Origin of the sequence: Rhodococcus sp. F64268 (assembly GCF_023015605.1) — a bacterium.
In the GTDB taxonomy this organism is placed as follows: Bacteria; Actinomycetota; Actinomycetes; order Mycobacteriales; family Mycobacteriaceae; genus Rhodococcus.
In genome coordinates, this window is sequence record NZ_JALKAI010000001.1 from 268,159 (window position 1) to 291,891 (window position 23,733).

Below are 23,733 nucleotides of genomic sequence, written 5' to 3' on the forward strand. Positions count from 1 at the left end.
ACGCTAGTCCCCACAGCGCCGGAATCGGAACAAATCCGGGATTCATGATCACGTCGGACCATCGGCACGCAGCCGATCAGGTCAGTCCTGCCATAGTTTGTCGAGCCCCGGCCCTGGGTCGTCATCCTCTTCCTCCGGGGCGCCGCGGTAGCGCAGAGCAAATACGACCCAACCGATCACGGCGATGAGCACGAAGCTGATCAGGCGGTACACGAGCACAGCGGACAGTGCCTCCGCGCCGGACATTCCGCTTGCCGTGAGCGCAGGAACGAGCACCGCGTCCATCACGCCGAGACCGGCAGGCAGCAACGGGATCGCACGGCTCGTCGCGGTCCCGGCAGCGTAGGCCACAGCAATACCCGCGAGGCTGGGCGTGCCACCGACGGCATACGCAGCGAAGGCGAGGCAGGCGCCGTCGCAGGCCCAGTTGAACAGCGACCACCCGAAGGCGCGTGCGGCGTGTGGACGGTCGAGTTGCACGGCCCCGATCTGATCGACGATCTTGCGCCACGCCCGCGAACCGGCCTCCGCAGGCTTCTTCCTGAGCCGATTGAACCCGCGCAGTGCGATCAGGCCGATGGATTCGAGCGACCCCGGATTGCTGGCTGCGTATTGGACGAGCACCAGGAATGCGGCGAGACCACCGATGGAGAAGATCAGCGAGAACGGGTTCGTGGTGGCGCCGATGAGCAGAGCGCCCACGAGCCCCAGCAGTGCGAGTCCCGCGGCCTGGAGCAGGCCGGCCATCACGAGCTGCCACGTGGCGATGACGGGGGCGGCCCCCCACTTGCGCATCTGCCGGTAGGTGAAGGTGGTTCCCACGACCGGTCCACCCGGCAGGGTCACGCTCATCGAGTTCGAAGCGAGCGCCACGGCAAGCGACTGGCGAAGCGTCACCTTCACGTCCGCGGCGGACAACAGCGTGCGTTGAACGCTCGCGAAACTCGTCATCTCCGCAACCGACGCGAGGATCGCGGCGATCACCCACCACCAGTACAGGTGGCCGAGGCCGCTGACCCCGTCGGTCAGCTCCGGCCACACGAGGATCACCTCGACGGTGAGCACCACCGCGAGCAGGCCGCCGATGATCCATTTCAGGTAGCGACGCCGATTCGGAGTCAGAGCAGAGCCGTTGCTCTTACCGGAATTCCCGGAAACTGCGGCGTCCGTCGGGTCGGGTGTGTCCGTCGTGTCGCTGGTGTCCGTCGTCTGTTCGTCGGGGGTCTTGTCGTCGGTCATCTACTCGATCGGCCAGTCCGTGAGGGTCTTTCGGTACAAGTCTTCGACTGCGGCGATGTGCGTGTCGAGATCGGTGACGCTCCACTCGCTCACATCGATGGGGGCGAGTACTGCGACGTCGATGGTGCCCGACCGCAGCAGGGTCGAGTGCTTCCACAGCATCTCCCCGGCATTGCGGATCACTACGGGGACGATCGGGACCCGGGCCTCCATCGCGATGCGGAATGCGCCCTTCTTGAACCGCCCGATCTGCGGCGTCAGCGAGCGCGTGCCTTCCGGGGCGATGATGACCGAGGTGCCCTGTCGCAGGGTGTCCACCACCGGTGCCAGTGCCTCCACGGCGCGTTCGGTGTTGCCGCGGTCGATGAACGTGGCACCGACGAATCGCAGCAACGCACCGAAGAGCGGGTCGTTCGCCAGCTCTTTCTTCGTCACGCCGGTGAAGTCGTGACGCAGGACCTTCGCAAGCACCACCGGATCGAGTTGACTCTGGTGGTTGAAGATGAACACCGCCGGGCGATGCTCCCACGCGTTCCCTTCCCCGTGCACCCGCACGTCGATACCCGCGAGTGCGAGCGACACATCGGACCCGATGTTCACGATCGAGTCGAGTGCAGTCTTGCGGCTGCGATTGATCAGGCCGAGTCCCAGCCCCGTCCAGACGGAACCGACGATCCCGCCGTACGCGGCGGCGGTGCGCACCGCCTCCTTCACCCCGGGGGTGCCACGCGGCCGGAACCGCAGGATGGGCCACTTGTGTTCGCGTGCGATCCGGTCGAGTGTGCGGTCGGGGTTGGTCGCGGTCGGATTTCCGGTGGTGGCGAGGAACTCGGCGTCCTCGCCACCGTTGGAGTAGGTGTAGCTGCGCGGTCCGTCGATGGCGTGCTCGTCGATGAATGCGCGCGTCGCGTCGGATTTTCCACTGCGCCACAACGACTTTCCATCGACCTTCCCGGTGAGGACGCCGTCGACCACCTCGAGCGGAGTGAACAGCACGTGCTCGACGCCGAGTGCGTCGGCTGCCGCTTGGATCTGATATCGAGATGCCGACGACGCGATCACGACGGTGTGGCCCGCGTTCTGGTGCGCTCCGATGAGCTGCCACGCCTCGGGATACAGGTGACCGGCGATCGTGGACATGAACAGCCGCTGCCCGATCTCGTACAGTTCTTCCTCGCTGTGGCCGCGCCAAGCCTTGAACGCAACGGCTACGAAGCGTTCGAAATCGGCTTCGCTGTCGGTTCCGCGCAGACCGTTGACCATGGTCGACGCGAGTTCGGCCGCGGTCACCTTCCCTGCGAGGAGCCGGTCACGGAAGAAATGCAGGCCGGAGAAACCATGCACGATGGTGCCGTCGAAGTCGAAGAACGCAGCCACCTCGGGGCCCTGCGGCCCCGTCCGCACCCTGTGCAGTGCCTGCTCGATGTTCACCGATCCGCCTTCCTGTTCGACACGTCCAGTGACTCGGCCAACGCGACCCGCTCACCGACGGCCAGCAGCTGTGACGCGAACGCACGACGCTTCTGCGCGACCGAGTCGTCGTTCCGGTCGAGAAGCCCGCGGTTGCGTGCCAGCTCCAAAGCTGTTGCGAACAGTTCCGAGGATACGGACTCGGAACCGTGCAACCGGCCTTGCAGCAGCATCTGCCGTCCTACCGCGACGCACTCGTCGAGGAATGCGTCACGCTCCACTTCGAGCGTAGGGTCCCTGAGTGCCAGCCGCTCGGCGACGACGAGCTGTGCGTCGAAGAACGAGCGCAGCGTGCGGTGGGACATGAACAGCCCGGTCTCGATCAGCGCGTTGAGCGCCCGGCCCTCGCTGGGAAGCGGCGTTCCCCATTCCCATTCGGGCACGAGAAGTTCCACTTCGGCTCGCAACTCCGATTCGAACGTGTCGCGGTCGGGGAAGAAGAACTCGAACTTGAGCAGATCGCGCAGATTCTTCGCCTCGTGCCACGCGGTGCGCACCGGGTTGTCACTGGGGTGCTCGTGTACGAAGAGCACGGCGAGTTCGAGGATCGAGCGGTTGACGAACCAGTGGATACCGCTGTTGCGGTAGAACGCGGCGACGAGATGTTGACCCGGCTGGATCGAGTACACCGCCTCGTCGCCCCCGGCGTATGTGGTCACCACACCGGCGTCGGTCAACGCAGCGAGAACCCTGGCGAGCCCACCTTCGAGGTCGAGGAGTTCGACTTCGCCTTGCGGGGCTCCACGGGCGTCGAGGTAACTGCGGACCGGCGCGACGACAGCCCGCACCTCGTCGAGCGTGAGCGCTCGGTCGCGGACCCCGAGCAGAGCGAGGGTGACAAGGCTGTTCACGGTGACCGGTGTGGTGCGGTTGATCCCGACCGCCACCTCGAATGCCACCTTCTGCATCGCCTTACGCTGGAGCCCGTCCCTGGTCGCGGGGTCGTGGGCTGTGCTTTCGTCGGGTTCCGGCTCGGACAGGTCGGGGTCCCCGCCCGCCGCGAGCTGTGCTCGCATCGACAACGGTGTGCCGAACTGCACGTAGACATTGCCTGCGCTGCGCTGCTGATTGCGGGCGTAATTCGCCAGCCACCTCAGGCCTTCGGGTTTCTTCGGGGACCCGGTCTGCTCGGCCGCCACGGCTGCAACCTCGGCGAGCCCTTCGTAGGTGATCGATACAGGTACCAGCATCGCGTCGTCGACACGGCCACTACGGATCGCGTTTGCAACATAATTGAGGAGTCCGTAGCGCGGCCTGCGGAGCTTGCCGGTGCGGGTGCGACCCCCCTCGAAGTACCACTCCAGATTGAACCGCTTGCCCAGCAAGAAAGCGAAGTACTCTTCGAGCGCCGCCTTGTACACCGTGTCGTTCCCGAAACTTCGCCTGATGAACACTGTGCCCGTGCGACGCGCGATGGGTCCTATCGGCCAGAACGTGAGGTTGGCACCGCCCATCAAGTGGTTACCGGGGAAGTCGTGATCGGCGAGGATGCTGCCCAGGACGAACGCGTCGGCGTACGACCGGTGGGACGGCAGGAACACCAGCGGATGTGTGCGATTGAGCTCGCGTAGCGCCTCCAGTCCGGAGTCGTCGGCGTGCACCGTCCATGCCGAGCTGTGCAGTGGACGCATGGCCTGTGTGAAGAGGTCCGTGACCAGGCGTGACTGCACCGCAACGAGCTCATCGAGTGCGGCGCGGGCTCGTGCATCGACCTCGTCTCGGGAAAGGTGTTCCTCGGCTGCGATCGAGTCGAGACGCCGACGGAACGACGGTTGATCCATGATCTGCGCGGCAACGAGCCGGGGCACCTTGTACCGATCACCGATGACGGCGCGTTCGGCGCGCTCGAGGGCAACCACAGCTCGTCGCGTCACATAACGCGCGAGGGACCCCGCGTCCGGGACTCGGCCGTGTTCCTCGGAGGAAAGCTGCTCACGAAGATCGTCGAGGTGCGCGGGTGCTGCCACCACGATCCGGTACCGGTCGGAGGACCTGCCGACCAGCCACTTCTGGATCAGGACATTCGGGTTGCGGGGGTTGGTCAGCGCAAGGACATCCGAGAACCGCGCGCGGCGGGCACCGTCGCGTTCGGAAGGGAGCCACACCACCCGGACCGGGACGAGAAGCGGGTCGTCGGTTCGGGAGGAGAGTTCGGAAGTGAGGACTCGGGAGTCGAGGTCCACGACGTCAGGGCGAGCCGCCGCACCGTAATCGTCGGGCACGTACTCCGAGTTGCACCAGTGGTCCAGGAGGTCACGTTCGATCTTCGTCCTCGCCGCGGAGAGGATGACGACCCGTCTGTTCCCGGCGGCGCTGTTCTTCTCGCCGACGCTGGGCTTCCCGTCGATATGCATCGTTCCCCTGTTCGATATCCGCTCGACAGCAAACTACCGCTTTCGGACGGGGCGCTCAGGCGCAACGGCGCAAGTCACTGTGTGCCCGAGTGCACGAACCGCGCGAGATGCGGGCACAGTGGGGCAAGGAGGCCGCGGACCGATACGAGGAGTACACAGTGGCGGGGCAAGCAGAGATCTCATACGCGTCGATGCGGGAAACCCACAGCTCGTTGGTGTTCTTCGTCGGCGATCGAGTGCACAAGATGAAGAAGCCACTCGATCTGGGTTTTCTCGACAATCGCACGCGCGCTGCGCGAGAGCAGATCTGTCACAGGGAAGTGGAGCTCAACCGGCGCCTCGCACCGGACGTGTATCTCGGCGTGGCCGACATGCACGATCCGGGAGGGGAGGTGTGCGAGCACTTCGTCGTCATGAAGAGGCTTCCCGACGATCGGCGGATGGCGGCATTGATCGAACGGGGCGAGGATGTCGGCGCGGCAATCGACGATGTGGCACGGCAGGTTGCGGCCCTGCACGCCGCTTCGCCGCACAACTCCGGAATCGATCGGTGCGCGACTGCGGATTTCGTTGCCGAACTGTGGCGACTGAGCCTCGATCACCTCGATCGCCTGCAGATCGGGCGGGAGGCCGGGTCTGCCCTGGCTCGGATCCGCACTGCGTCCCAACGCTATCTACAGGGGCGCACAGCATTGTTCGATGGCCGTGTTGCGGCAGGCAGAGCGGTCGACGGACACGGAGACATGCTCTGCGACGACATCTTCTGTATGGACGACGGCCCGCGCATCATCGACTGCCTCGAGTTCGACGACGAGTTGCGCTATGGAGACACGGCCCTCGACCTAGCCTTCCTTGCAATGGATCTCGAACGCCTGGGCGCTCCCGACGCGGCGCGCACGTTGCTCGATGCATACGCCTCCCATGCGCACGATCATCCCCCCGCATCGCTCGTGCATCACTACATCGCCTACCGCGCCCTGGTGCGCGCCAAGGTGACCGCGCTACGACACGAGCAGGGTGATGCTTCCTCACGCGAGAAAACCTTCGACTACCTCGATCAGGTAGAGCGCAATCTCGACCGTGGACGGGTGCGGCTGATCCTCATCGGTGGTGTTGCCGCAACCGGGAAATCGACGCTGTCCAAGGCGATCGGAGGTCAGCTGAGAGCGACTGTCCTGCGAACCGATGTGATCCGTAAGGAACTTGCCGGGATGGCTCCGACCGAACGTACCGGGGACGGTGTCGGCTCAGGTCTGTACTCAGCGGAGAGTACCGAGGCCACCTACCGGGAACTGTGCCGTCGTGCCGGTGACCTGCTTGCACGGGGCGAATCGGTGGTGCTCGACGCAACGTGGCTTTCCGAGGAGCGTCGTCGCACTGCGCGGGAGGTCGCGGTTTCGGCGACTGCAGATCTGATCGAGATCGAATGCAGAGCCGACCGGGGGGTGCTGATGCAGCGCATCGCATCTCGCACCGCACGTGGAGACGATGCCTCCGATGCTACACCGGCGGTGCTCGACGAACAACTGCACCGGCGGGACGAGTGGCCGGGCGCTGTGGTCCTCGATACGACGAAGGGAGGATCTCCCGACTCCGACTGGATCGAAAGGGAACTCGGCCGTGCGCCGTGGTGAGGTGAGGCTGACCGTGCTATCGGAAGCTGTCTGCGAGTTCTACTCTGACGATATGTCGATACCGGAGTCAGTGTCCGATCATGCCGCGGAGCCGCACACCAGCGGTCTCGCCACCAAACTGAACTGGTTGCGGGCCGGGGTGCTCGGTGCGAACGACGGAATCGTCTCCACGGCGGGCCTCGTCGTCGGCATTGCCGCAGCCACCACAGACCGGTCGACGATTCTTGTTGCCGGCGTGGCAGGGCTGGCGGCGGGCGCAGTCTCGATGGCGTTGGGGGAGTACGTGTCGGTGAGTGCGCAGCGCGACACCGAACGAGCCGCGTTGCGGACCGAACGACGCGAGCTCGCAGCGATGCCCGAAGCGGAGCTCGAAGAACTTACCGGCCTGCTCGAGCACAAGGGATTGTCCCGTGCCACGGCACGTTCGGCAGCGGAGGAACTGACAGCCCGCAACGCCTTGCGGGCGCACGCGGAAATAGAGCTGGGGATCGATCCGAGCGAGCTTGCGAACCCGTGGGTCGCGGCGCTCTCATCTGCGGTCGCATTCACAGCGGGTGCGTTGGCGCCGCTTCTCATGATCGTATTCGTGTCCGAAACTGTGAGGATCCCAGTGACTTTCGTGGCAGTGTTGTGTGCGCTCGCCGCAACGGGATCCGTCGGTGCCTGGCTGGGTGGCGCGCGACCGGGGCGCGCGGTGGCGCGTGTCGTGCTCGGAGGTGCGCTTGCCATGGCGGTGACCTATGGACTCGGCGCTGCATTCGGGGTCGCAATCTGATCGACCCGCGCTCAGGCCCACGCCCGGAGGGGACGTGGGCCTGAGCGTTGTGCGGTCCGGCGCTTTCCTCAGGGCTTGCGCGCGACAAGGACAGGGCAGGGCGCGTTGTGTAGAAGGTTCTGACTGGTGGAGCCGAGTAGAGCGGCGGCGAACTGGCCGCGCCCATGGCTGCCGACCACAGCGAGCTGCGCATCCTGCAGGTGGTTCAGTAGTACCTTCGCGGCGGGACCGCGATCGATGACGCGACGGACCTCGACGTCCGGATACTTGTCATGCAGACCCGCGAGGGACTCCGCGAGTACGGCCGACTCCGACTCTTCCACGGCCTCCCAGTCGACCAGCGCGGCCGTGGCACCGACGCCGAGTGCGGCGTCGCCGATCCACGAATGCACGGCCGAGAGCGGTGCTCCGAGGGTCTGCGCATATTCGAACGCGTACTCCACTGCGGCAGAAGAGAGTTCGCTACCGTCCACGCCCACGACGATGGGCTTCGAGCTGGGGAGGGGATTGGAGGTGTCGCCTCGCCACACCACCACCGGGCACGGTGCGTGGTTGGAGACGCGTACGACCGTCGAGCCGAGCAGGAAGTTTTCGACCTTGCCTGCGCCGGTGGCGCCGAGGACGACGACGCGAGCCTTTTCGGCGGCCTCGAGAATGGAGGTTGCTGCGGGCCCGGGGCCGATGAAGCTCTGGACCTCCAGGCCGGGATTGTCGGCACGCACGAGGTCGGCGACGTCGGCGAGGACCTGCTTACCGTCCTTCTCGAGTTGTTCGACCATCTGGGACTGGATCAGGACTGCAGCTTCGCTGTAGAAGATCCCCTCGCTGGGTAACGAATGAACGAGCTCGAGTGGCACCTCCAGACGCGCGGCGAGTGCGCCTGCCCAGCGGGCGGCTGCCGCAGAGGTTTCGGAACCGTCGACACCTGCAACGACGGCCTTGCTGGTGCTCGGTGTGCTCATCGATGTCTCCTTCATTTGTACGGCGACCTGCGGGACGGGGCGACCGATCGGCTACGGATGTCACGTTACGCCACACGGTTCCGGCGCATGCCCCGGAACCGCGTCGCGCCGTGGCGGGTCTCGAGGTCCTGACTCAGCGCCACAACGTGCGTGCGGATTTGTATGCCTTCTTCCATGCCGCCTCGAGATGCACGGCCTGCTGAGCGCCGATCTCGGCTTCGAGCTGGTGAAGAACACCGAGCCCGAAACTGGACTCGGCAGAGTGCCCCTGCTCGGACGCCAGATCGAGCAGGTGGTCGCGTGCGACCACCGAATCCTGGAACTCGCCCAGCAGGTCCTGGAACTCGTCGAACCTGTCGAGTGCGTGCTCGGCGCGTTTCGGATGCAGCGGCGCGATCACCTCGATCGCGTAGCGCAGGCGCTTCGACCCCTTGCGTGCGCGGTGCATCCGTTCGTCGCGCTCTGTGTCGTCGGGGGCTTCGGCCACCCGGTCCACACGTTTCGTCACTTTCTTTGCGAGATCCTCGATCGACCGGGCGAGCTTTGCGGGTTTGGGACGGTGCTGCTTGTCGCGATTCTTCGGGGTGGCCGACAGTTCGCCGATCAGCGTGTCGAGACTGTCGATCAGTGCCAGATACCGATCGGAGTCGAGCGTCGTGATCGCTTCTGCGCGTGCCGCAATCGATTTGGCGGTGAAGTACTCGTCGATGCGCGCGCGGGTGGCCTCGCGATACCGTTCGACGCTGATCTCCGCGACTCGATCGGCGAGTCGTTCGTGCTGGACCTCGAGATCGCGGGACGGGCTCAGACATCTTCCGAGCCAGCGCAGTTCCTCGACGAGTGCGGTGTCGATCGCGAAATCGTCTGCGTAGGTCTGCAGGGCACTGCGGAGGCGGCGGGCTGCTTTGCGCATGCTGTGCACCGCGTCGGGTGCGTCGCGGCGCACGGCGATGTCGGACATCAACAGCGTCTGTCGCTCGTGTGCGAGATAGTCGCGCAGGTAGCCTGCGGTACCGCGCAGGGGTTCGGTGGCCGGGATGAGGTCGCCGAGGACCCGGTGCACCTTCGACGGACTCGGGGAGCGTGTGATGCCTTCCGCACCGAGGAGTTCTTCGACAGAATCCAGGATGGAGGGGTCGGCCCCCCGCCCGAGTTCGACCTCGATCTCCCGCCACTGCGGTTCGGCGTCGTCGATGCTGCGGATCGCGGTCACATCGTCGATGACCACTTCGGCGAGCAGCGCACCGTCGGCCCCTCGGAGCCGATACCGACGGCGTCGAGTGTTCAGTAGCGCGGCGAGCGCCACAGGGCGATTCCGCCGAACCCCGCGGAGCAATCCGAGCAGCGCATCGGGCACAAGGTCGGTGGGACCGCTCGCCGCGAACGGATGATGCAGTTCGGTCCGGGTGTCGTCGCCGACAGGAAGCTTCGAATGCCAGCCTGCGTCATCGCCACCCTCACGCCTGCGAAGGGTGATCTTCGATCGCAGCAACTGCAGATCAGGGGTATCGAAGTATTGGGCGGACAGATCGACCGTGTCGGTGTCGATCGACGTGACTCCCGCGATCCCGGAGAGATCGGGCACGTCCTGGTCGGATGTCGCCGTGTACTTGCGTTCGGTCTCTTCGGATACCGATGTGGTCGATCTCGCCGGCGTCATGATCCTCCTGTCGGTGGTGTGCACCGAGTGCTCCCTGGAATGCAACTGTGCCATCGAGTTCCCGATATGTCCCGAGTGCAGGATGTGAAACACAACAAAGCCCGGGAGAAAGGGCACTTGGACTCTGGTCTTCTGCCGATTTCCGGGTGATCATGGGGAAACGCGCGCCTCCGGAGGGTGAGAATGAGGATTTTGGTGGCGGTGGGGAGCAAGCATGGCTCCACCGCGGAACTCGCAACGGCTTTGGCTGCGGGCCTGCGTCATCACGGCGCCGACGTCGATGTTCGCGCGCCCGAGGCGGTCTCGAGTGTTGCCGATTACGACGTCGTGATCGTGGGTAGCGCTGTCTACCGCAACCGGTGGCTGCGCGCGGTTCGAGATTTCCTCGACGAGCACGCCGTGGCCCTGCGACGCCGGGATGTCTTCCTCTTCTCGTCCGGACCGATAAAGGAGCAGGGGCGTCCCGTGAACAACAATTACGACGTCGCGCCCGCCATGGCCCGCACAGGTGCTCTCGAACACCGTACGTTCGCAGGAAAGATCGATCCGGCCGTACTCAGTGCCGGTGAGCGAGTGGTGGTCCGGATGACCGGGGCTCGGCTCGGCGACTTCCGTGACTGGGACGAGATCGGTTCGTGGGCGTCGGAGATCGTCGCGGGGGTGTCGGGACGCACCGGGGCGCGAGTCCCCACCGAACAGATCCGATAACCGGGCCGAGGCGCGCTTCAGCTGCCCGGGAGGCGGTAGTGCTCGGAAAGCTCCTCGGCACGTTCCCACATCGACCAATCGATCGGCCTGCCGTCGAGCTGGGCTTCGACGACCTCCAACCCGGCGTGCCAGCCCGCACCGTGCGCATACGCGTCGTCCTCGGTGTCCGTGGTGTGGGTGAGGGTGAGCCAGCATCCGCCGGATCCGTCGGGTGCCAACTCCCAGTGAAGTATGTCGGAGTCCCACATCAGCTCGAGAATTCGTCCGGGGTGCACTACCAGGACCGAACCGCTCGCGGTATGCCCAGCGGGAAGATCGAAGCGGCGTACCTGTTCACCGGTGGTGCGGAACTGTAGTTGTGCACCCGGGGTGAGGTCCCAGTCGACGGAGGCGGGAAACCAGGCGTCGAGGTACTCGGACTCGGTGAGGACACTCCACACCCTCTCGGGAGAGTGAGGGAAGCCACGTTCGAAGCGCAGGGCCACCCGGCCGTCGTAAGTACGAGAAATGCTGCCGAGACTCATGGATCCTCCACGACGAGAAGCCCGTGCTGCCAACGGGGTCAGGGGGTGCTGTGGTTCCATGCTGCCAGGTTTCTGCGGCTTGTGAAGCGAGTCCGCCGACCCGTGATCGGATCGTCGAATTCGACCGCGCGCGCGAGTAGCTGGAGCGGTGACGAATAGTCGTCGCGGGCAACGTCGTACACGTGTGGGTAGAGGGGATCGCCCATGATCGGCAGACCAAGGGAGTTCATGTGTACGCGCAATTGGTGCGTTTTCCCCGTCCTCGGTAACAGTCGGTACAGCGCACGATCGCCGCGGACATCGTGCACGTCGAGGCAGGTAACGGCGTTGACCTCACCCGGGACTTCGCGCGCCTGGAGAACGCCGCGTTCCTTCACGATGCGGCTTCGCGTCTCGAGAGGGAATCCGAGGTGCGGCGCAGCGGGTGCCACCGCTTCGTACTCTTTCTCGACCATTCGGTTCTCGAAGAGCATCTGATAGGCGCGGCGAACCTCACGGCGAACCGTGAACACCAGTACCCCGGCGGTGAGGCGGTCGAGTCGGTGCGCGGGTGTGAGTTCGGGAAGGTCGAGCTCGCGGCGCAGTCGCACGAGTGCGGTTTCCGCAACCCACGAACCTCGGGGGGTAGTGGGAAGGAAATGGGGTTTGTCGGCAACGAGCAGATTGTCGTCATGATGAAGAATGTCGATTTCGAACGGAACACGTGCCTCGGCAGGCGGATCGCGATAGAGAAACACGAACGTGCGCGGAACGCAGGGACTGGTACGTGAGATCACAGTTCCGTCACCGGAGAAGACCTCACCCGAATCGATCTTCTCTTCGATCCGTGCTGCATCGTCGGGAAAACGGGTGCGCAGGTACTCCACCACCGTCTCCGACATGCAGTTTTCCGGAATTCGCAGGCGGGTCGGATTCAGTCCGTCTCGGACGGGAAGGGGAGCGTCGGGCACGTCGAGACACGGTAGCCGCCGAGTCGCCGATTTCGGTTTCGGCTTTGCAGGATAACGATTGTGTGCAAGCCTGCTTAAGTCTCGCGCGCACTTATATCGTGTGACGAGAGTGATTTCTGGGGTAAACGTTCAAGGAGAGCTTGGTGTGACGAATTCGTCCGATAACGGAACGCGGCGGGGAGTGCGCGCCCTCGTGCGGCTGCTCGTAGCGGCGATCGTGGTCCCGCTCGCGCTCGTATTTGCAGGAATCGGGGCAGGTACCGCGTCAGCAGACCCGTACACCCGATTCTCCGAGGACTGGGTCGCCGCACCCGGCGGTGTCGGCCAGATCAAGGTGCGCATCTGGCACGCGAACAACGGCAGCAACAAGGCTGTCTATCTGCTCGACGGCCTGCGCGCCACCGATGATGTCAGCGGTTGGGAGCACGAGACCAATGCGGCATGGCTGGCCGACAACGGCATCAACGTCGTGATGCCGGTGGGCGGTCAGTCGAGCTTCTACGCCGACTGGTACGCGCCGAGCAACTTCAACGGCCAGAAGTACACCTACAAGTGGGAATCGTTCCTCACCCAGAATCTCCCCGATCATCTCGCTGCCGCGTACGGCATCTCCCGCAGCAACAACGCGGTCGTCGGGTTGTCCATGGGTGGTAACGCCGCGCTGATCCTCGCCGCTTATCACCGCGACCAGTTCGGCTTCGCAGGCTCGCTGTCCGGGTACTTGAACCTGTCGGCGCCCGGTATGCGCGAAGCGATCCGCATCGCCATGCTCGATGCAGGCGGATTCAACTCCGATGCCATGTGGGGCCCGCCCTGGGATTCCGCGTGGCTGCGCCACGACCCGTTCGTCGCGGCACCCAAGATGCGCGGGCTGCCGATGTGGATCGCGGCCTCGAGTGGCCTGCCCGGTGAGCACGACCGCCCGAACTCCGCGATCGGCGTGTTCAACACTGCCAACGCGATGGGCCTCGAAGCGCTCGCACTCGCGCAGAACCGCGCATTCCAGGTCCGCCTGGCCACACTCGGTATCGACTCCGCGCACTTCTCCTTCCCTGCCACCGGCACCCACACGTGGGGCTACTGGCAGGACGAGCTGTGGGAGATGCTCCCGATGATGAAGGCGTCGATTGGCGCCTGACTCCACCGCATCACCGGTAGCGCCGGTCACCTACTTGGTGACCGGCGCTACCAGTGGTGTGGGGGAGGCAACTGCTCGATCACTCGGTGCCGCGGGAGCTACGGTCCTGCTCGCAGGCCGCAACACGGCCGCGGGTGAACGAATCGCATCGGAGATCGGCCCCAACGCGTCGATGCACCGTCTCGACCTGGCCGACCTCGATTCGGTCCATGAGTTCTCCCGCACCCTCGGTGACCGCACGATCGACGTGCTCGTCAACAACGCCGGGGTCATGGCGCTGCCACTGACCCGGACACGGGACGGGTTCGAGATGCAGTTCGGTACCAATCACCTCGGTCATTTCGCCCTGACCGGCCTGCTGCTCGACCGCATCACCACGCGCGTCGTCACCGTGTCCAGCGCTGCCTACCTTCTCGGCCGGCTGGACCTCGACGACCTCAACTGGGAATATCGCCGCTACAGCAGGGCGGGCGCCTACGCGCAGTCCAAGCTCGCGAATCTGGTGTTCAGCCTCGAACTGGAGCGGCGCCTGGCGGCGGCTCGTTCGCGGTTGCGTGCGATCGCTGTTCACCCCGGGTACGCCGCCACAGAAGTCGGGAGCAACACCGGCACATGGTTCGACGGCCTCTTCGGTTTCGGCAAGAAGATCCTGCAACGCACTTCCGCGCAGGGCGCTGAATCAGTGGTGTACGCCGCGACGGAGCCGACGATGGCCGGTGGTCTGATCGGACCGCACATGCTGCTGTACGGCTCACCACACCAGGCCCGGATTGCACAGCGGGCACGCGACCGCGATGTCGCCCGCGGGCTGTGGGAACTGTCGGAGAAGTACACCGCAGTGACGTTCTCCCCGCAGTGACGTTATCTCTACCGACCGAAGGGCGACCCTGGTTCGAACGTGAACAGCGGCGGTGCCGTATTCGTCGAACCGCCGCCGTTCCCACCGCCACCGCCCCCGCCGGTTTCCGATTGCTCCGGTTCAGCGTCGGATTCGTTGTCGAAGTCGTCGTTGCGGGAACGGTCGCGGCGAGAGGACCATCCGGTCTCGGTCGTCGTAGGGGAGAGCGAGGTCGTGGGGGACGGTTCGGTGGTGGTCTCCGGGGAGGATGTTTCCGTCACGGTTTCGGGCGTCACGGTCGTCGTGACCGGGGGCGGGGCAGCGGTCGTCGTGCTCGGCTCCGACGTCGTGGCCGGTGTAGTGGTGATCGGGTCGCGCGGGTAGTCCCCAAGGTCCACTCGTAGGGTCGCTTCGCTCGGACTCGGGACACTCTGTTCTGCGGGCGCGCGACCGGTGAACGCGAACACCGCGACCGCAACCAACGCTGCGACCCCGGCTGCAGATGCGCCCCAGGCCACGATCGCGCGTCGTGGTTTCCCGGGAGCAGGGAAACCTGCACGATCGACAGGATCGATCCGGCGACCCATCGCCGCGCGTTCCGCTGCGGAGGGCGGCGCGGTGAGGACTCGGTCGCGAAGGTACGGCGGCGGCGGTGTCGTCGAAAGTCGAACGAGTTGTCCGGCCGGGTCGGTGACGGCAGCCTTCGCGTGCTCGAGCGCAGTCCCGGCATCGAAACCCCCGCCGAGGATCGCGGCGACCTGAGCTTCGGTGAACCCGTGCCGCACGGTGAGGTCGACCGCCTCGAGATCTGCCGGATCCAGCGCGTGTACCGGCGGGAGAACGGTGGTCTCGGCGTCGGCGTCGGCTTCGGGTCCTGCGGGGACGTAGCCCGGCGCAGTACCGCCGGAGTCGCGCACGCACTCCGACCGCGCAATTGCGTACAGCCAGGCCCTGAACATGTCGGGATCACGTAGCGTCCGGATCCGTTCGATTGCGATCCACACGGTATCGTGGACCACGTCGGACGCGCTGGACGGATCGAGGAACCCGCGCACGTACCCGTACAGCATCGCGGCATGAAGGTCGTAGACGTCGGCGGCCGAGTCGCCGGCCTTCGCTCGCAGCGCCGCGACGAGCGAACGGTCTGATCCTCCCGAATGCCGGCTCAAATCGTCGAACCTTCCGTGTCGGAATCGGTCGTGTCGTCCGGCGCAGTCTACGAGGGAACCCGTGTGCCGGTCGCCCGGACCTCTGCGACGGTCGGTCAGCGACGGATGTAGCCGAGTTCGGTGGCGGCCGCGACCGCCGAGGTGCGTGAGTCGACACCGAGTTTGGTGTAGATGTGCGCGAGGTGCGATTTGACGGTGCCTTCGGTCAGATGCAATCGCCGTCCGATCCGCTGGTTGGACAGTCCCTCGGAGACGAGCGTGAGGACCTCGACCTCGCGCCGGGTCAATGCTGTCCCCGGATTGCGCAGCCGGGTGACGAGCCGGTCGGCCACGGCGGGCGCCAAGGTGGTGCGTCCGGCCGCGGCGGTGCGGATCCCCGCGGCAAGATCCTCCGGGGGAGCGTCCTTGAGGAGATAACCGGTTGCGCCGGCCTCGATCGCGGGGAGGGTATCGGCATCGGTGCCGTAGGTCGTCACGACCAGTATCCGCGGCGCGTCGGGACGGGAGGTGATCGCAGCGGTGGCCTCTGCGCCGGTCATTCCACCGCCGAACTGAAGATCCATGACGACGACGTCGATGTCACCCTCCGCTGCGCGAGAAACAGCTTCCTCTGCCGTCGCCGCCTCCGCGACCACCTCCATGCCCGGTTCGGTGTCGAGGACGGCGCGTAAACCGGCTCGCACGACCGGATGGTCGTCGGCCAGCAGCAATCGGATCGGTGCTTCGTTCACTCGGTCACCTCGGTTGGGGCTGGTTCCGCGGTAGCGGGAAGAGGAAGTCGGGCAGCGAGAGCGGTACCGCGCCCGGGGGCCGACTCGACGGTGAACGTGCCGTCGAGGTCGAGTATCCGTGAGCGCATCGCTGCCAGCCCGAAACCGTCGCCGCCTTTCCCAGGACGTGGCACGCCGTCCGGAACGAATCCGCGACCGTCATCGACGATGTCCACCGCTACTTCGTCGTCGAGGAAACTGAGGGTGACGGCCACATTCGCGGCGTCGGCATGGTTGGCGGTGTTGGCGAGTGCCGACTGCGCGACCCGGAGCAGCGCGACCTCGTGGGCAGTGGGCAACGCCACCGGGGTTCCGGTCAGGTGGAACCGGGCGACGAAGTGGTGCTGGGCCGCCGTGGTCGTGCAGAGCCTGTCGAGTGCGTCGGCGAGGCTGGAGTCCGTGAGCGCGGGAGGTGACAGTGCCGCGACGAACTGTCGCGCCTCGGCGAGGTTGTCGACAGCGGCGATCCGGGCCTGTTCGACGTATCTGGTCGCGGAATCGATATTCGATGGCAGCGCACGCTCGGCCGCGCGTAGGAGCAACTGGATGCTGGAGAGCCCCTGCGCGAGGGTGTCGTGGATTTCGCGGGCCAGTCGTTCGCGTTCCTGGAGGACACCGGCGCGGTGCTGTGCGGCAGCGAGGTCGGCCCGCGTCGCGGTCAGCTCGTCGATCAGCATCCGGCGCTGTTCACTCTCCCGGTACAGGGTCTGGTATCCCCACACGACGGCGACGGCGACCGCGGCGCCCAGAGTCGGACCGATCACCGCGGCAGGTGTCACGGTGTCCTGGTGGAGGGCGAATCCCGCCACGGCCCCGATCGCGGTAACGGCCACCGCGACCAGCCCGTAGCGCCGCGGCAGCAGGTGGAGCTGCACGAAGTACAGCGGGAATGCCAGCCACACGCCTTCTACGGACAGTGACATCAGAACCAGCCAGACGACGCCGACTGCGACGAGCCAGAGCGCAGCCGCGCGCGTGGACCGTGCGACGACCGGCAGCAGCGGCCCCGCTGCGTAGGTCAGGGCAAGGACGGCGGACACGGTGGCCACCGCGCCCGCATCGGGAGCGTCGCCCACCACCACGCGCACGACCGTCAGTACAAGTAGGCCGATCACGAGCAGGTGCAGGCACCATGCCAGGACCTTGGTGGCGGTCGTCGAAGTATTCACTGTCGAGCCAGCTTACGGACTTCGCCCGGCATCGACATCTGTCGAAAGGTGGAGGCCGAACGCCTCAGTTCGATCCGGAAAGTCACCACGGTCGCCAGATGATGACAGGGGCTGCGGCGACGACAGTGGATGACGTCCGATACCGACTCCGTTCGTATTCGGCCCATCCGATTCAGCCCATAGGAGTGTGCCGCACCGTGTTCGTCGCCTGGAGAGACCTGAGATTCGCCAAGGGCAGATTCGCCCTCATGGCGGCCGTCATCGTCCTGATCACCCTCCTGGTCGGGTTGCTGTCCGGTCTGACGGCCGGACTCGCCCGCCAGAACATCTCCGCCATCACGGATCTGCCCGTCGATCGCCTCGTGTTCTCCGATCCTGGCGACGAAGACCTGTCGTTCACCAACTCCGTCCTCACCCGCGAGCAGTGGCGGCAGTGGGACGACGCCCCCGGGGTGGCGAGTGCCGAGCTGCTCGACATCTCCACCGCGAGGGCGACGGCAGGAACGCCGAACAGTCCCGTGACCGCGTCGGTATCCCTGTTCGCCGTCGATGCCGGGTCGAGCCTGCTTCCGGGTGGTGAGCAGATCACTGCCGAGGCGGCGGTGCTGTCGGAAACTGCTGCCGACGACCTGTCCGCCGACGTCGGTGACCGCGTCGCGGTGAACGGTCGCGAGCTGACCGTGACGGCGGTACGCGGCGACGACTCCTTCGGTCATCTCCCCGTGGTGTGGACGGCCCTTTCGGAACCGGCGGGCACGGTGATCGCACTGAATATCGTCGACGGATTCGACAGCACTGCAGCCGATCTCAGTATCGGAACGGAGACCGTCTCCAAGAGCGACTCGCTGTCCGCGATCGGGTCGTACACCTCGGAGAACGGGTCACTGCAGTTGATGCAGGTGTTCCTGTTCGTCATCTCCGCTCTCGTCGTCGGCGCGTTCTTCACCGTGTGGACGGTCCAGCGCAGCGGCGACATCGCCGTGCTGAAAGCGCTCGGAGCGCCGACCTCCGTGCTGCTGCGCGACGCCCTCGGGCAGGCGGTGGTCATGCTGACCGTCTGCACTCTCGTCGGCACCGGTCTTGCCGCTGCGCTCGGCGCGGTCATCTCCGATTCCGTCCCGTTCGAGCTGACGCTCTCGACAGTCCTGATTCCCGCAGCGGTGATGATCGCACTCGGCGCTGCCGGTGCAGCGCTCGCGGTCCGCCGCGTCACCTCCGTCGACCCTCTGATCGCCCTGGGAAGTGCCCGATGAGCCTGAACCTGACCGATGTCACTCTCACCTACCCCGACGGCGACGAGCGTCTTGTCGCTCTCGATCACGTGACCCTCGACGTCGAGGCCGGCAACGTCACCGCCGTCGTCGGCCCGTCGGGTTCCGGGAAGTCGAGCCTGCTCGCCGTCGCCGCGACCTTGATCGCGCCGGACTCCGGTACGGTCACCGTCGCTGGGACGCCCACGGCCGGTATGTCCCGTGGTGCGCTGGCAGATCTGCGTCGAAAGAAGATCGGCATCGTGTTCCAGCAGCCCAATCTTCTGCCGTCGCTGACCGCGGTCGAGCAACTCCAGGTCACCGCTGCGATCGACGGGCGCTCCGTATCCGCGGCCCGCAGCAGAGCCCTGGCTCTACTCGACGCCGTGGGACTCGCGGATCAGGCGGAACGTCGCCCGCATCAACTCTCCGGAGGACAGCGTCAACGCGTCAACATTGCGCGCGCGTTGATGAACGAACCGTCGGTGCTTCTCGTCGACGAGCCGACGAGCGCGCTCGATCACGACCGTGGCGCCGAGATCGTCGACCTCATCATCGGGCTCACCCATCGGCAAGGTGCAGCGACCGTCCTGGTCACCCACGATCGTGCCCATCTCGTTGCGGTCGACGAGGTCGTAGAGGTGACGGATGGTCATGTTGCAGGTGCATGCCCGAGGAGCTAGACATATCGATCCGATATGTGCCCATGCTCGAGTGGCGTCTATCGGAATGTGCCGATACAGCGCAGAGTCGACCTATGCACACATCCACCGTCAGCGCGCCCCGATCAGAGGCTCCGACCCGAGGCCCGAGCCGGCTGTCGGCGGTGACCGACCTCGTGCCCGGGCTTGCGCTGTGCGCGGCAGCAACGGCGGCAGCGATGGGTATCAACGTGTTTCTCCCGACCGTCAGCCCGCTGCTGATCGCGATCGTTCTCGGCGCGGTCGTTGCGAACGTGGTCGACCTTCCCCAGCGCGTGCGCCCGGGTTTGACGTTCTCGGCCAAGCGCCTGCTGCGTGTGGGCATCGCACTGCTCGGTCTGCAACTACTCCTCGCGGACGTGCTCGGGCTCGGCTGGAAGGTCATCGTCGTGGTGATCGCCGTGGTCGCCCTCGGAATCTCGGGAACGATGTTCGTCGGCGGACTGCTCGGGCTCACGTGGACCCAGCGCATCCTCATCGCGTGTGGCTTCTCGATCTGCGGTGCGGCAGCCGTCGCCGCTGTGGACGGTGTCGTCGACGCGAAAGAGGAAGAGGTGCTCACCGCTGTTGCCCTCGTGGTGATCTTCGGAACGTTGATGATCCCCGCGGTACCGCTCCTGGCGCAGGCTCTCGGCCTGTCCGACGAGGCTGCCGGTGTGTGGGCGGGCGGATCGATCCACGAGGTTGCTCAGGTTGTTGCGGCAGGCGGGGTCATCGGTGGTGCGGCGCTCGGGGTGGCCGCGGTGACGAAGCTGGCTCGGGTACTGATGCTTGCGCCGGTGATTGCGATTCTCGGTGTGCGTCGTCGACTCACCGACTCCGGAGCCGACGCGCACCGTCCTCCGCTCGTGCCGCTGTTCGTTGCAGCGTTTCTCGTGTGCGTTGCGGTGCGAGCAACCGGGCTGGTTCCGGACGTTGCACTGGACGTGGCGTCCTTCGTACAGACCGCGCTGCTCACCGCGGCGATGTTCGCCCTCGGTGCCGGTGTGCATGTGGCGACCATCAAGAAGGTGGGTGCGCGACCCTTCGTCCTTGCCGCGGTCTCGACCGTGTGGGTCGCGTCGATCGCGCTGGCCGGGGTGTTCCTCGCGGGTCTCGGGTCCTGACCGCGGCTCCGGCAGCCCCGATATCTTCTTCCGCACGCTCCGTCACCCGTAGTCTGACCGTCATGGTGGCATGGACTGCGCAGGACATCCCCGATCAGACCGGTCGCACGTTCGTCGTGACGGGCGCGAACAGCGGGCTCGGCGCCGAAACGACACGGGCCTTGGCTGCCGCAGGTGCGCGTGTGGTGCTCGCGTGCCGCGATGTGGAAAAGGGTGAGAAGGTCGCGGGCGAACTCGGTGACCGCGTTCAGGTACGCCGGTTGGACCTCGCGGATCTGGGTTCGGTGCGCGGGTTCGTCGACGCTCTCGTGGAGTCGCACGAGGTGATCGACGTCCTGATCAACAACGCGGGTGTGATGGCAGTTCCGCTGCGACGCACTGCAAATGGCTTCGAAATGCAGATCGGTACCAACCATCTCGGGCATTTCGCGCTCACTGCGTTGCTCCTCGGGCGCGTCACCGACCGGGTGGTGACGGTCAGTAGCGCGATGCACAGGATCGGGCGAATCGATCTCGATGACCTCAACTGGGAGCGCAAGCGATACGACCGCTGGCTCGCGTACGGGCAGTCGAAGCTGGCCAATCTGTTGTTCGCTTACGAACTGCAGCGGCGCCTGACCGATCGCGAGTCACCGGTGCGCTCGTTGGTTGTCCATCCCGGCTACTCGTCGACGAATCTGCAGTTCCGCAGCGAGACCCTCCACGGCAAGCTCATGGAGCTTGCGACGCCGCTCATCGGTCAGTCACCTGCGATGGGCGCGTTGCCGTCGCTGTATGCGGCGACAGTCCCCGACGTCGAACCGGGCGGGTTCTACGGTCCCGGCTCGTTCTTCGAGATGCGCGGGTATCCGAAGCGGGTGCAGTCGAGCGCGCGTTCCAAGGACGAATCCGTTGCGTCGAGGCTGTGGTCGCTCTCGGAGGAACTGTGCGAGGTGGAGTTGCTGTCGGACTGAAGGTGGCAGGCCGTTCACAGCAGCGTCGCAGGAACGGGTGGTAGCGCGCCCCGCGGACACAGCCGGGTCTGGTCGACGAGATCGAGCGTCCGCAGATAGTGGCGGACCAGATCTCCTCCCGAGCGCGCCGAATCGGAGGCCACCTGCAGTGCTGCAGCGAGCCCGTCGCCTCGCGCCCACCGGTGGATCGCCGCCACCGGGGCCGGATCGGGCTCAGGGCTCACCGCAAGGCCGTGTCGTTCCTCGGCTTCGGCGAGTTCGCCCCACAACCGGACCGTCGCGCGCAGTGCTTCGTCGATCGCCGGTGTCGTACGTCCCGCGGATGTCGCCGAGCGTCGGCGGTTCTCGCCGAGCACACTCGACGCAACCGCGGCCAGCTCGGCCGGCTCGAGCCCGGCCCATGCCCCGGTGCGTAGGCATTCGGATACGAGAAGATCGCTTCCGCAATAGATCCGACTGAGCCGCACCCCGTCGTCGGTGACATGGGCATGCCCGCTGATCGGGTCGTATATGACGTGGCCGCGTTCGTCGAGCAGTGCCAGCGTGCGGTCGAATGTGTCGATCAGTCGGCCCGAGACCGCATGAACCTGCGCGAGTAGCAGTTCGGTGTCCGTGTTCAGGGCGCTGCGATGGGCGGCCAGCGTCAAGAGGCGGTCACGGTCGCCACGACGATGACCGGGGTGAGATCGGACCGCACGCGCCAGGACTGTGACGGTGTCGGCCGGAGCGGTCGTGCGGGCAATGGCGAGCCGGTCGCACAGGCTGCGGTACTCGTCGAACCCCTCCGCCTCGGCGAGCTCTGCGTCGAGTGCGGCGAGAGTCGCAGAGTTGACACGGGCGGCCTCGGCGAGCGCGGCGACCGAGTTCTGCGCCTGGAACTGGGCGAACGAGCGACCCAGTAATGCGCGAGCGCCGTCCACACCGAGATCGTCGATGAGATTGACCGCTGTGTTGTATCCGATTCGCAGCGAACTGTGCAGCGGGTAGGTGCGAGTGGAGGCGAGTCCGGCAACCGTTGCGGGGGCGATATCGGGACTCCACAGCACTACGGCGTGCCCCTTGTCGTCGATGCCACGGCGACCGGCGCGTCCGGTCAATTGGGTGTACTCACCGGCCGTCAACCGCACCGGTCCATCGGCCGTCGGTTTGACGAGACGTTCGAGTACGACTGTCCGGGCAGGCATGTTGACGCCCACCGCGAGTGTCTCTGTCGCGAAGACCACCTTCACGAGGTTGCGAGCGAACAGTTCTTCGACGGTGTGCCGGAACGCGGGAACGAGGCCGGCGTGGTGTGCAGCGAAACCACGCTCGAGCCCGTCGATCCAATCGGCGTAACCCAGTGCATCGAGATCGCCCGGGGGCAGCGAGGCAGTGTGCTTCTCCGCGATGGCCCGGATCTCGGACAGGTCGGATCCGTCGGTGAGCCGCACCGACGCGTCGAGGCATTCGGTGACCGCGGCGTCGCACCCGGCGCGGCTGAACCGGAACCAGATGGCAGGCAGGAGCTGTTCGGCTTCCAGGCGTGCGACGATCTCGGGTCGGTCGGCACCTGCGGGTTCGGCCCGGTGACCCCGCCTGCGGCGGCGTCTCCCTCCGGGGGCCGGTGGCGGCGCGGCCTCGACGAGCCGTCGATGCGCGATGTACCGCTCGAGATTGTCATCGACACCGCCGTCGACCGGCGACAGCAGGTCGAACAGGCGACCTCCCGCGAGCATGTGCTGGGTCAGCGGCACCGGTCTGGTCTCCTCGACGACCACGGTTGTGTCGCCGCGGACGCGGGCAATCCAGTCGCCGAACTCCTCGGCATTGCTCACCGTCGCGGACAGGCTTGCGAGACGTACCGTCGCGGGGAGGTGAAGTATCGATTCCTCCCATACTGCGCCGCGCTCGCTGTCGGCGAGATAGTGCACTTCGTCCATGACGACGTGGGTCAGCCCGGTCAGCAGAGGGGAGTGCCCGTGCAGCATGCTCCGCAAGACTTCGGTGGTCATGACCACCACCGGCGCATCGGGATTGTGCGTGATGTCGCCGGTGAGCAGACCGACTCGATGGTCACCGAATCTATGGGTGAAGTCGTGGAACTTCTGATTGCTCAGAGCCTTGATCGGTGTGGTGTAGAAGCACGTTCCGTTCGAGACGAGGGCGAGGTGAGCTGCGAATTCCCCGACGACGGTCTTTCCGGAGCCGGTGGGCGCACAGACCAGCACGTCGCGGTGGTTCTCGAGAGCCTCGCAAGCGCGGATCTGAAATTCGTCGAGGACGAAGTCGAGCTCGGCCGCGAACAGCGTGAGCTGCGGCCCGTACTGCCTATGCACGTGTCCACGCTACGCGGACGCTTCGGGCAACGCGAAGGTGTGGCGCGG

20 protein-coding genes are annotated in these 23,733 nt (G+C 65.9%); 9 read left to right on the top strand and 11 right to left on the bottom strand.

Annotation, left to right across the window (positions count from 1 at the left end; translation table 11 throughout):
• Positions 1-81: 81 nt before the first annotated feature.
• The 3 genes from MWU77_RS01230 to MWU77_RS01240 are packed head-to-tail and all read right to left on the bottom strand — an operon-like array spanning position 82 to position 5,063.
• Positions 82-1,239, bottom strand: a complete 1,158-nt coding sequence (locus MWU77_RS01230; protein ID WP_247272750.1) for a YbhN family protein — start codon at positions 1,237-1,239, stop codon at positions 82-84.
• Positions 1,240-2,670 (bottom strand): HAD-IB family hydrolase, encoded by a 1,431-nt coding sequence (locus tag MWU77_RS01235; RefSeq protein WP_247272751.1) that lies wholly within the window; start codon positions 2,668-2,670, stop codon positions 1,240-1,242.
• Positions 2,667-5,063 (bottom strand): glycerol-3-phosphate 1-O-acyltransferase, encoded by a 2,397-nt coding sequence (locus MWU77_RS01240; protein WP_247272752.1) that lies wholly within the window; start codon positions 5,061-5,063, stop codon positions 2,667-2,669. Before MWU77_RS01240 ends, MWU77_RS01235 begins: the two co-directional genes overlap by 4 nt.
• Positions 5,064-5,254: 191 nt before the next feature.
• Between MWU77_RS01240 and MWU77_RS01245 the strand changes: the two genes are divergently transcribed.
• Both MWU77_RS01245 and MWU77_RS01250 read left to right on the top strand, forming a co-directional pair.
• Positions 5,255-6,697, top strand: a complete 1,443-nt coding sequence (locus tag MWU77_RS01245; protein WP_247273040.1) for an AAA family ATPase — start codon at positions 5,255-5,257, stop codon at positions 6,695-6,697.
• A gap of 52 nt (positions 6,698-6,749) precedes the next feature.
• Positions 6,750-7,472, top strand: coding sequence for a VIT family protein (locus MWU77_RS01250; protein WP_247272753.1), 723 nt, complete (start codon positions 6,750-6,752; stop codon positions 7,470-7,472).
• A 68-nt stretch (positions 7,473-7,540) separates the two neighbouring features.
• Here MWU77_RS01250 and MWU77_RS01255 read toward each other — a convergent pair whose 3' ends face one another.
• Together MWU77_RS01255 and MWU77_RS01260 are read right to left on the bottom strand one after the other, a co-directional pair.
• On the bottom strand, positions 7,541-8,434 hold the full coding sequence (locus MWU77_RS01255) for a universal stress protein (protein WP_169688347.1): 894 nt from the start codon (positions 8,432-8,434) through the stop codon (positions 7,541-7,543).
• 133 nt (positions 8,435-8,567) lie between these two features.
• Positions 8,568-10,094 carry a CYTH and CHAD domain-containing protein gene (locus tag MWU77_RS01260; RefSeq protein ID WP_169688348.1) on the bottom strand — a complete coding sequence of 509 codons (1,527 nt, stop codon included), beginning with the start codon at positions 10,092-10,094 and terminating at the stop codon, positions 8,568-8,570.
• 183 nt (positions 10,095-10,277) lie between these two features.
• Between MWU77_RS01260 and MWU77_RS01265 the strand changes: the two genes are divergently transcribed.
• Positions 10,278-10,802 (top strand): flavodoxin domain-containing protein, encoded by a 525-nt coding sequence (locus tag MWU77_RS01265; RefSeq protein WP_169688349.1) that lies wholly within the window; start codon positions 10,278-10,280, stop codon positions 10,800-10,802.
• 17 nt (positions 10,803-10,819) lie between these two features.
• Here the strand turns inward: MWU77_RS01265 and MWU77_RS01270 are convergent, their stop codons facing one another.
• Together MWU77_RS01270 and MWU77_RS01275 are read right to left on the bottom strand one after the other, a co-directional pair.
• The gene (locus MWU77_RS01270) at positions 10,820-11,326 is read right to left on the bottom strand and encodes an SRPBCC family protein (RefSeq protein ID WP_169688350.1); all 507 of its coding nucleotides are present in this window, start codon (positions 11,324-11,326) and stop codon (positions 10,820-10,822) included.
• Positions 11,327-11,364: 38 nt separating this feature from the next.
• A complete protein-coding gene (locus MWU77_RS01275) occupies positions 11,365-12,276 on the bottom strand; it encodes a pseudouridine synthase (protein WP_169688351.1) in 912 nt (303 codons plus the stop codon).
• A 145-nt stretch (positions 12,277-12,421) separates the two neighbouring features.
• Between MWU77_RS01275 and MWU77_RS01280 the strand changes: the two genes are divergently transcribed.
• Positions 12,422-13,414, top strand: a complete 993-nt coding sequence (locus MWU77_RS01280) for an alpha/beta hydrolase family protein (RefSeq protein WP_247272754.1) — start codon at positions 12,422-12,424, stop codon at positions 13,412-13,414.
• Positions 13,404-14,273: an SDR family NAD(P)-dependent oxidoreductase gene (locus MWU77_RS01285; RefSeq protein ID WP_247272755.1), complete on the top strand. Its 870-nt coding sequence runs from the start codon at positions 13,404-13,406 to the stop codon at positions 14,271-14,273. The genes MWU77_RS01280 and MWU77_RS01285 overlap by 11 nt, the downstream gene beginning before the upstream one ends.
• A gap of 8 nt (positions 14,274-14,281) precedes the next feature.
• Here the strand turns inward: MWU77_RS01285 and MWU77_RS01290 are convergent, their stop codons facing one another.
• From MWU77_RS01290 to MWU77_RS01300, 3 genes are all read right to left on the bottom strand, one after another.
• The gene (locus MWU77_RS01290) at positions 14,282-15,421 is read right to left on the bottom strand and encodes an RNA polymerase sigma factor (RefSeq protein ID WP_247272756.1); all 1,140 of its coding nucleotides are present in this window, start codon (positions 15,419-15,421) and stop codon (positions 14,282-14,284) included.
• Between the two features lie 95 nt (positions 15,422-15,516).
• The gene (locus MWU77_RS01295) at positions 15,517-16,152 is read right to left on the bottom strand and encodes a response regulator transcription factor (RefSeq protein ID WP_169688354.1); all 636 of its coding nucleotides are present in this window, start codon (positions 16,150-16,152) and stop codon (positions 15,517-15,519) included.
• Positions 16,149-17,360, bottom strand: a complete 1,212-nt coding sequence (locus tag MWU77_RS01300; protein WP_247272757.1) for a sensor histidine kinase — start codon at positions 17,358-17,360, stop codon at positions 16,149-16,151. Before MWU77_RS01300 ends, MWU77_RS01295 begins: the two co-directional genes overlap by 4 nt.
• 197 nt (positions 17,361-17,557) lie before the next feature.
• Here MWU77_RS01300 and MWU77_RS01305 point away from each other — a divergent pair, with 197 nt between their 5' ends.
• The 4 genes from MWU77_RS01305 (at position 17,558) to MWU77_RS01320 (ending at position 21,370) form a co-directional block, all read left to right on the top strand.
• Complete coding sequence (locus MWU77_RS01305; RefSeq protein WP_169688467.1) at positions 17,558-18,613, top strand: FtsX-like permease family protein; 1,056 nt, start codon at positions 17,558-17,560, stop codon at positions 18,611-18,613.
• Complete coding sequence (locus MWU77_RS01310) at positions 18,610-19,293, top strand: ABC transporter ATP-binding protein (RefSeq protein ID WP_169688356.1); 684 nt, start codon at positions 18,610-18,612, stop codon at positions 19,291-19,293. The genes MWU77_RS01305 and MWU77_RS01310 overlap by 4 nt, the downstream gene beginning before the upstream one ends.
• A gap of 74 nt (positions 19,294-19,367) precedes the next feature.
• The gene (locus MWU77_RS01315) at positions 19,368-20,417 is read left to right on the top strand and encodes a YeiH family protein (protein ID WP_281499131.1); all 1,050 of its coding nucleotides are present in this window, start codon (positions 19,368-19,370) and stop codon (positions 20,415-20,417) included.
• Between the two features lie 62 nt (positions 20,418-20,479).
• Positions 20,480-21,370, top strand: a complete 891-nt coding sequence (locus MWU77_RS01320) for an oxidoreductase (protein ID WP_247272758.1) — start codon at positions 20,480-20,482, stop codon at positions 21,368-21,370.
• Between the two features lie 14 nt (positions 21,371-21,384).
• Here the strand turns inward: MWU77_RS01320 and MWU77_RS01325 are convergent, their stop codons facing one another.
• Positions 21,385-23,685, bottom strand: coding sequence for an RNA helicase (locus tag MWU77_RS01325; RefSeq protein ID WP_247272759.1), 2,301 nt, complete (start codon positions 23,683-23,685; stop codon positions 21,385-21,387).
• Positions 23,686-23,733: the final 48 nt, after the last annotated feature.

Bases quoted from the DNA above. Each gene is read 5' to 3' on its own strand.
- MWU77_RS01255 (WP_169688347.1), bottom strand. From the start codon at position 8,434: ATGAGCACACCGAGCACCAGCAAGGCCGTCGTTGCAGGTGTCGACGGT.
- MWU77_RS01245 (WP_247273040.1), top strand. From the start codon at position 5,255: ATGCGGGAAACCCACAGCTCGTTGGTGTTCTTCGTCGGCGATCGAGTG.
- MWU77_RS01320 (WP_247272758.1), top strand. From the start codon at position 20,480: ATGGTGGCATGGACTGCGCAGGACATCCCCGATCAGACCGGTCGCACG.
- MWU77_RS01315 (WP_281499131.1), top strand. From the start codon at position 19,368: ATGCACACATCCACCGTCAGCGCGCCCCGATCAGAGGCTCCGACCCGA.
- MWU77_RS01270 (WP_169688350.1), bottom strand. From the start codon at position 11,326: ATGAGTCTCGGCAGCATTTCTCGTACTTACGACGGCCGGGTGGCCCTG.
- MWU77_RS01265 (WP_169688349.1), top strand. From the start codon at position 10,278: ATGAGGATTTTGGTGGCGGTGGGGAGCAAGCATGGCTCCACCGCGGAA.
- MWU77_RS01240 (WP_247272752.1), bottom strand. From the start codon at position 5,063: ATGCATATCGACGGGAAGCCCAGCGTCGGCGAGAAGAACAGCGCCGCC.
- MWU77_RS01230 (WP_247272750.1), bottom strand. From the start codon at position 1,239: ATGACCGACGACAAGACCCCCGACGAACAGACGACGGACACCAGCGAC.
- MWU77_RS01260 (WP_169688348.1), bottom strand. From the start codon at position 10,094: ATGACGCCGGCGAGATCGACCACATCGGTATCCGAAGAGACCGAACGC.
- MWU77_RS01310 (WP_169688356.1), top strand. From the start codon at position 18,610: ATGAGCCTGAACCTGACCGATGTCACTCTCACCTACCCCGACGGCGAC.
- MWU77_RS01250 (WP_247272753.1), top strand. From the start codon at position 6,750: ATGTCGATACCGGAGTCAGTGTCCGATCATGCCGCGGAGCCGCACACC.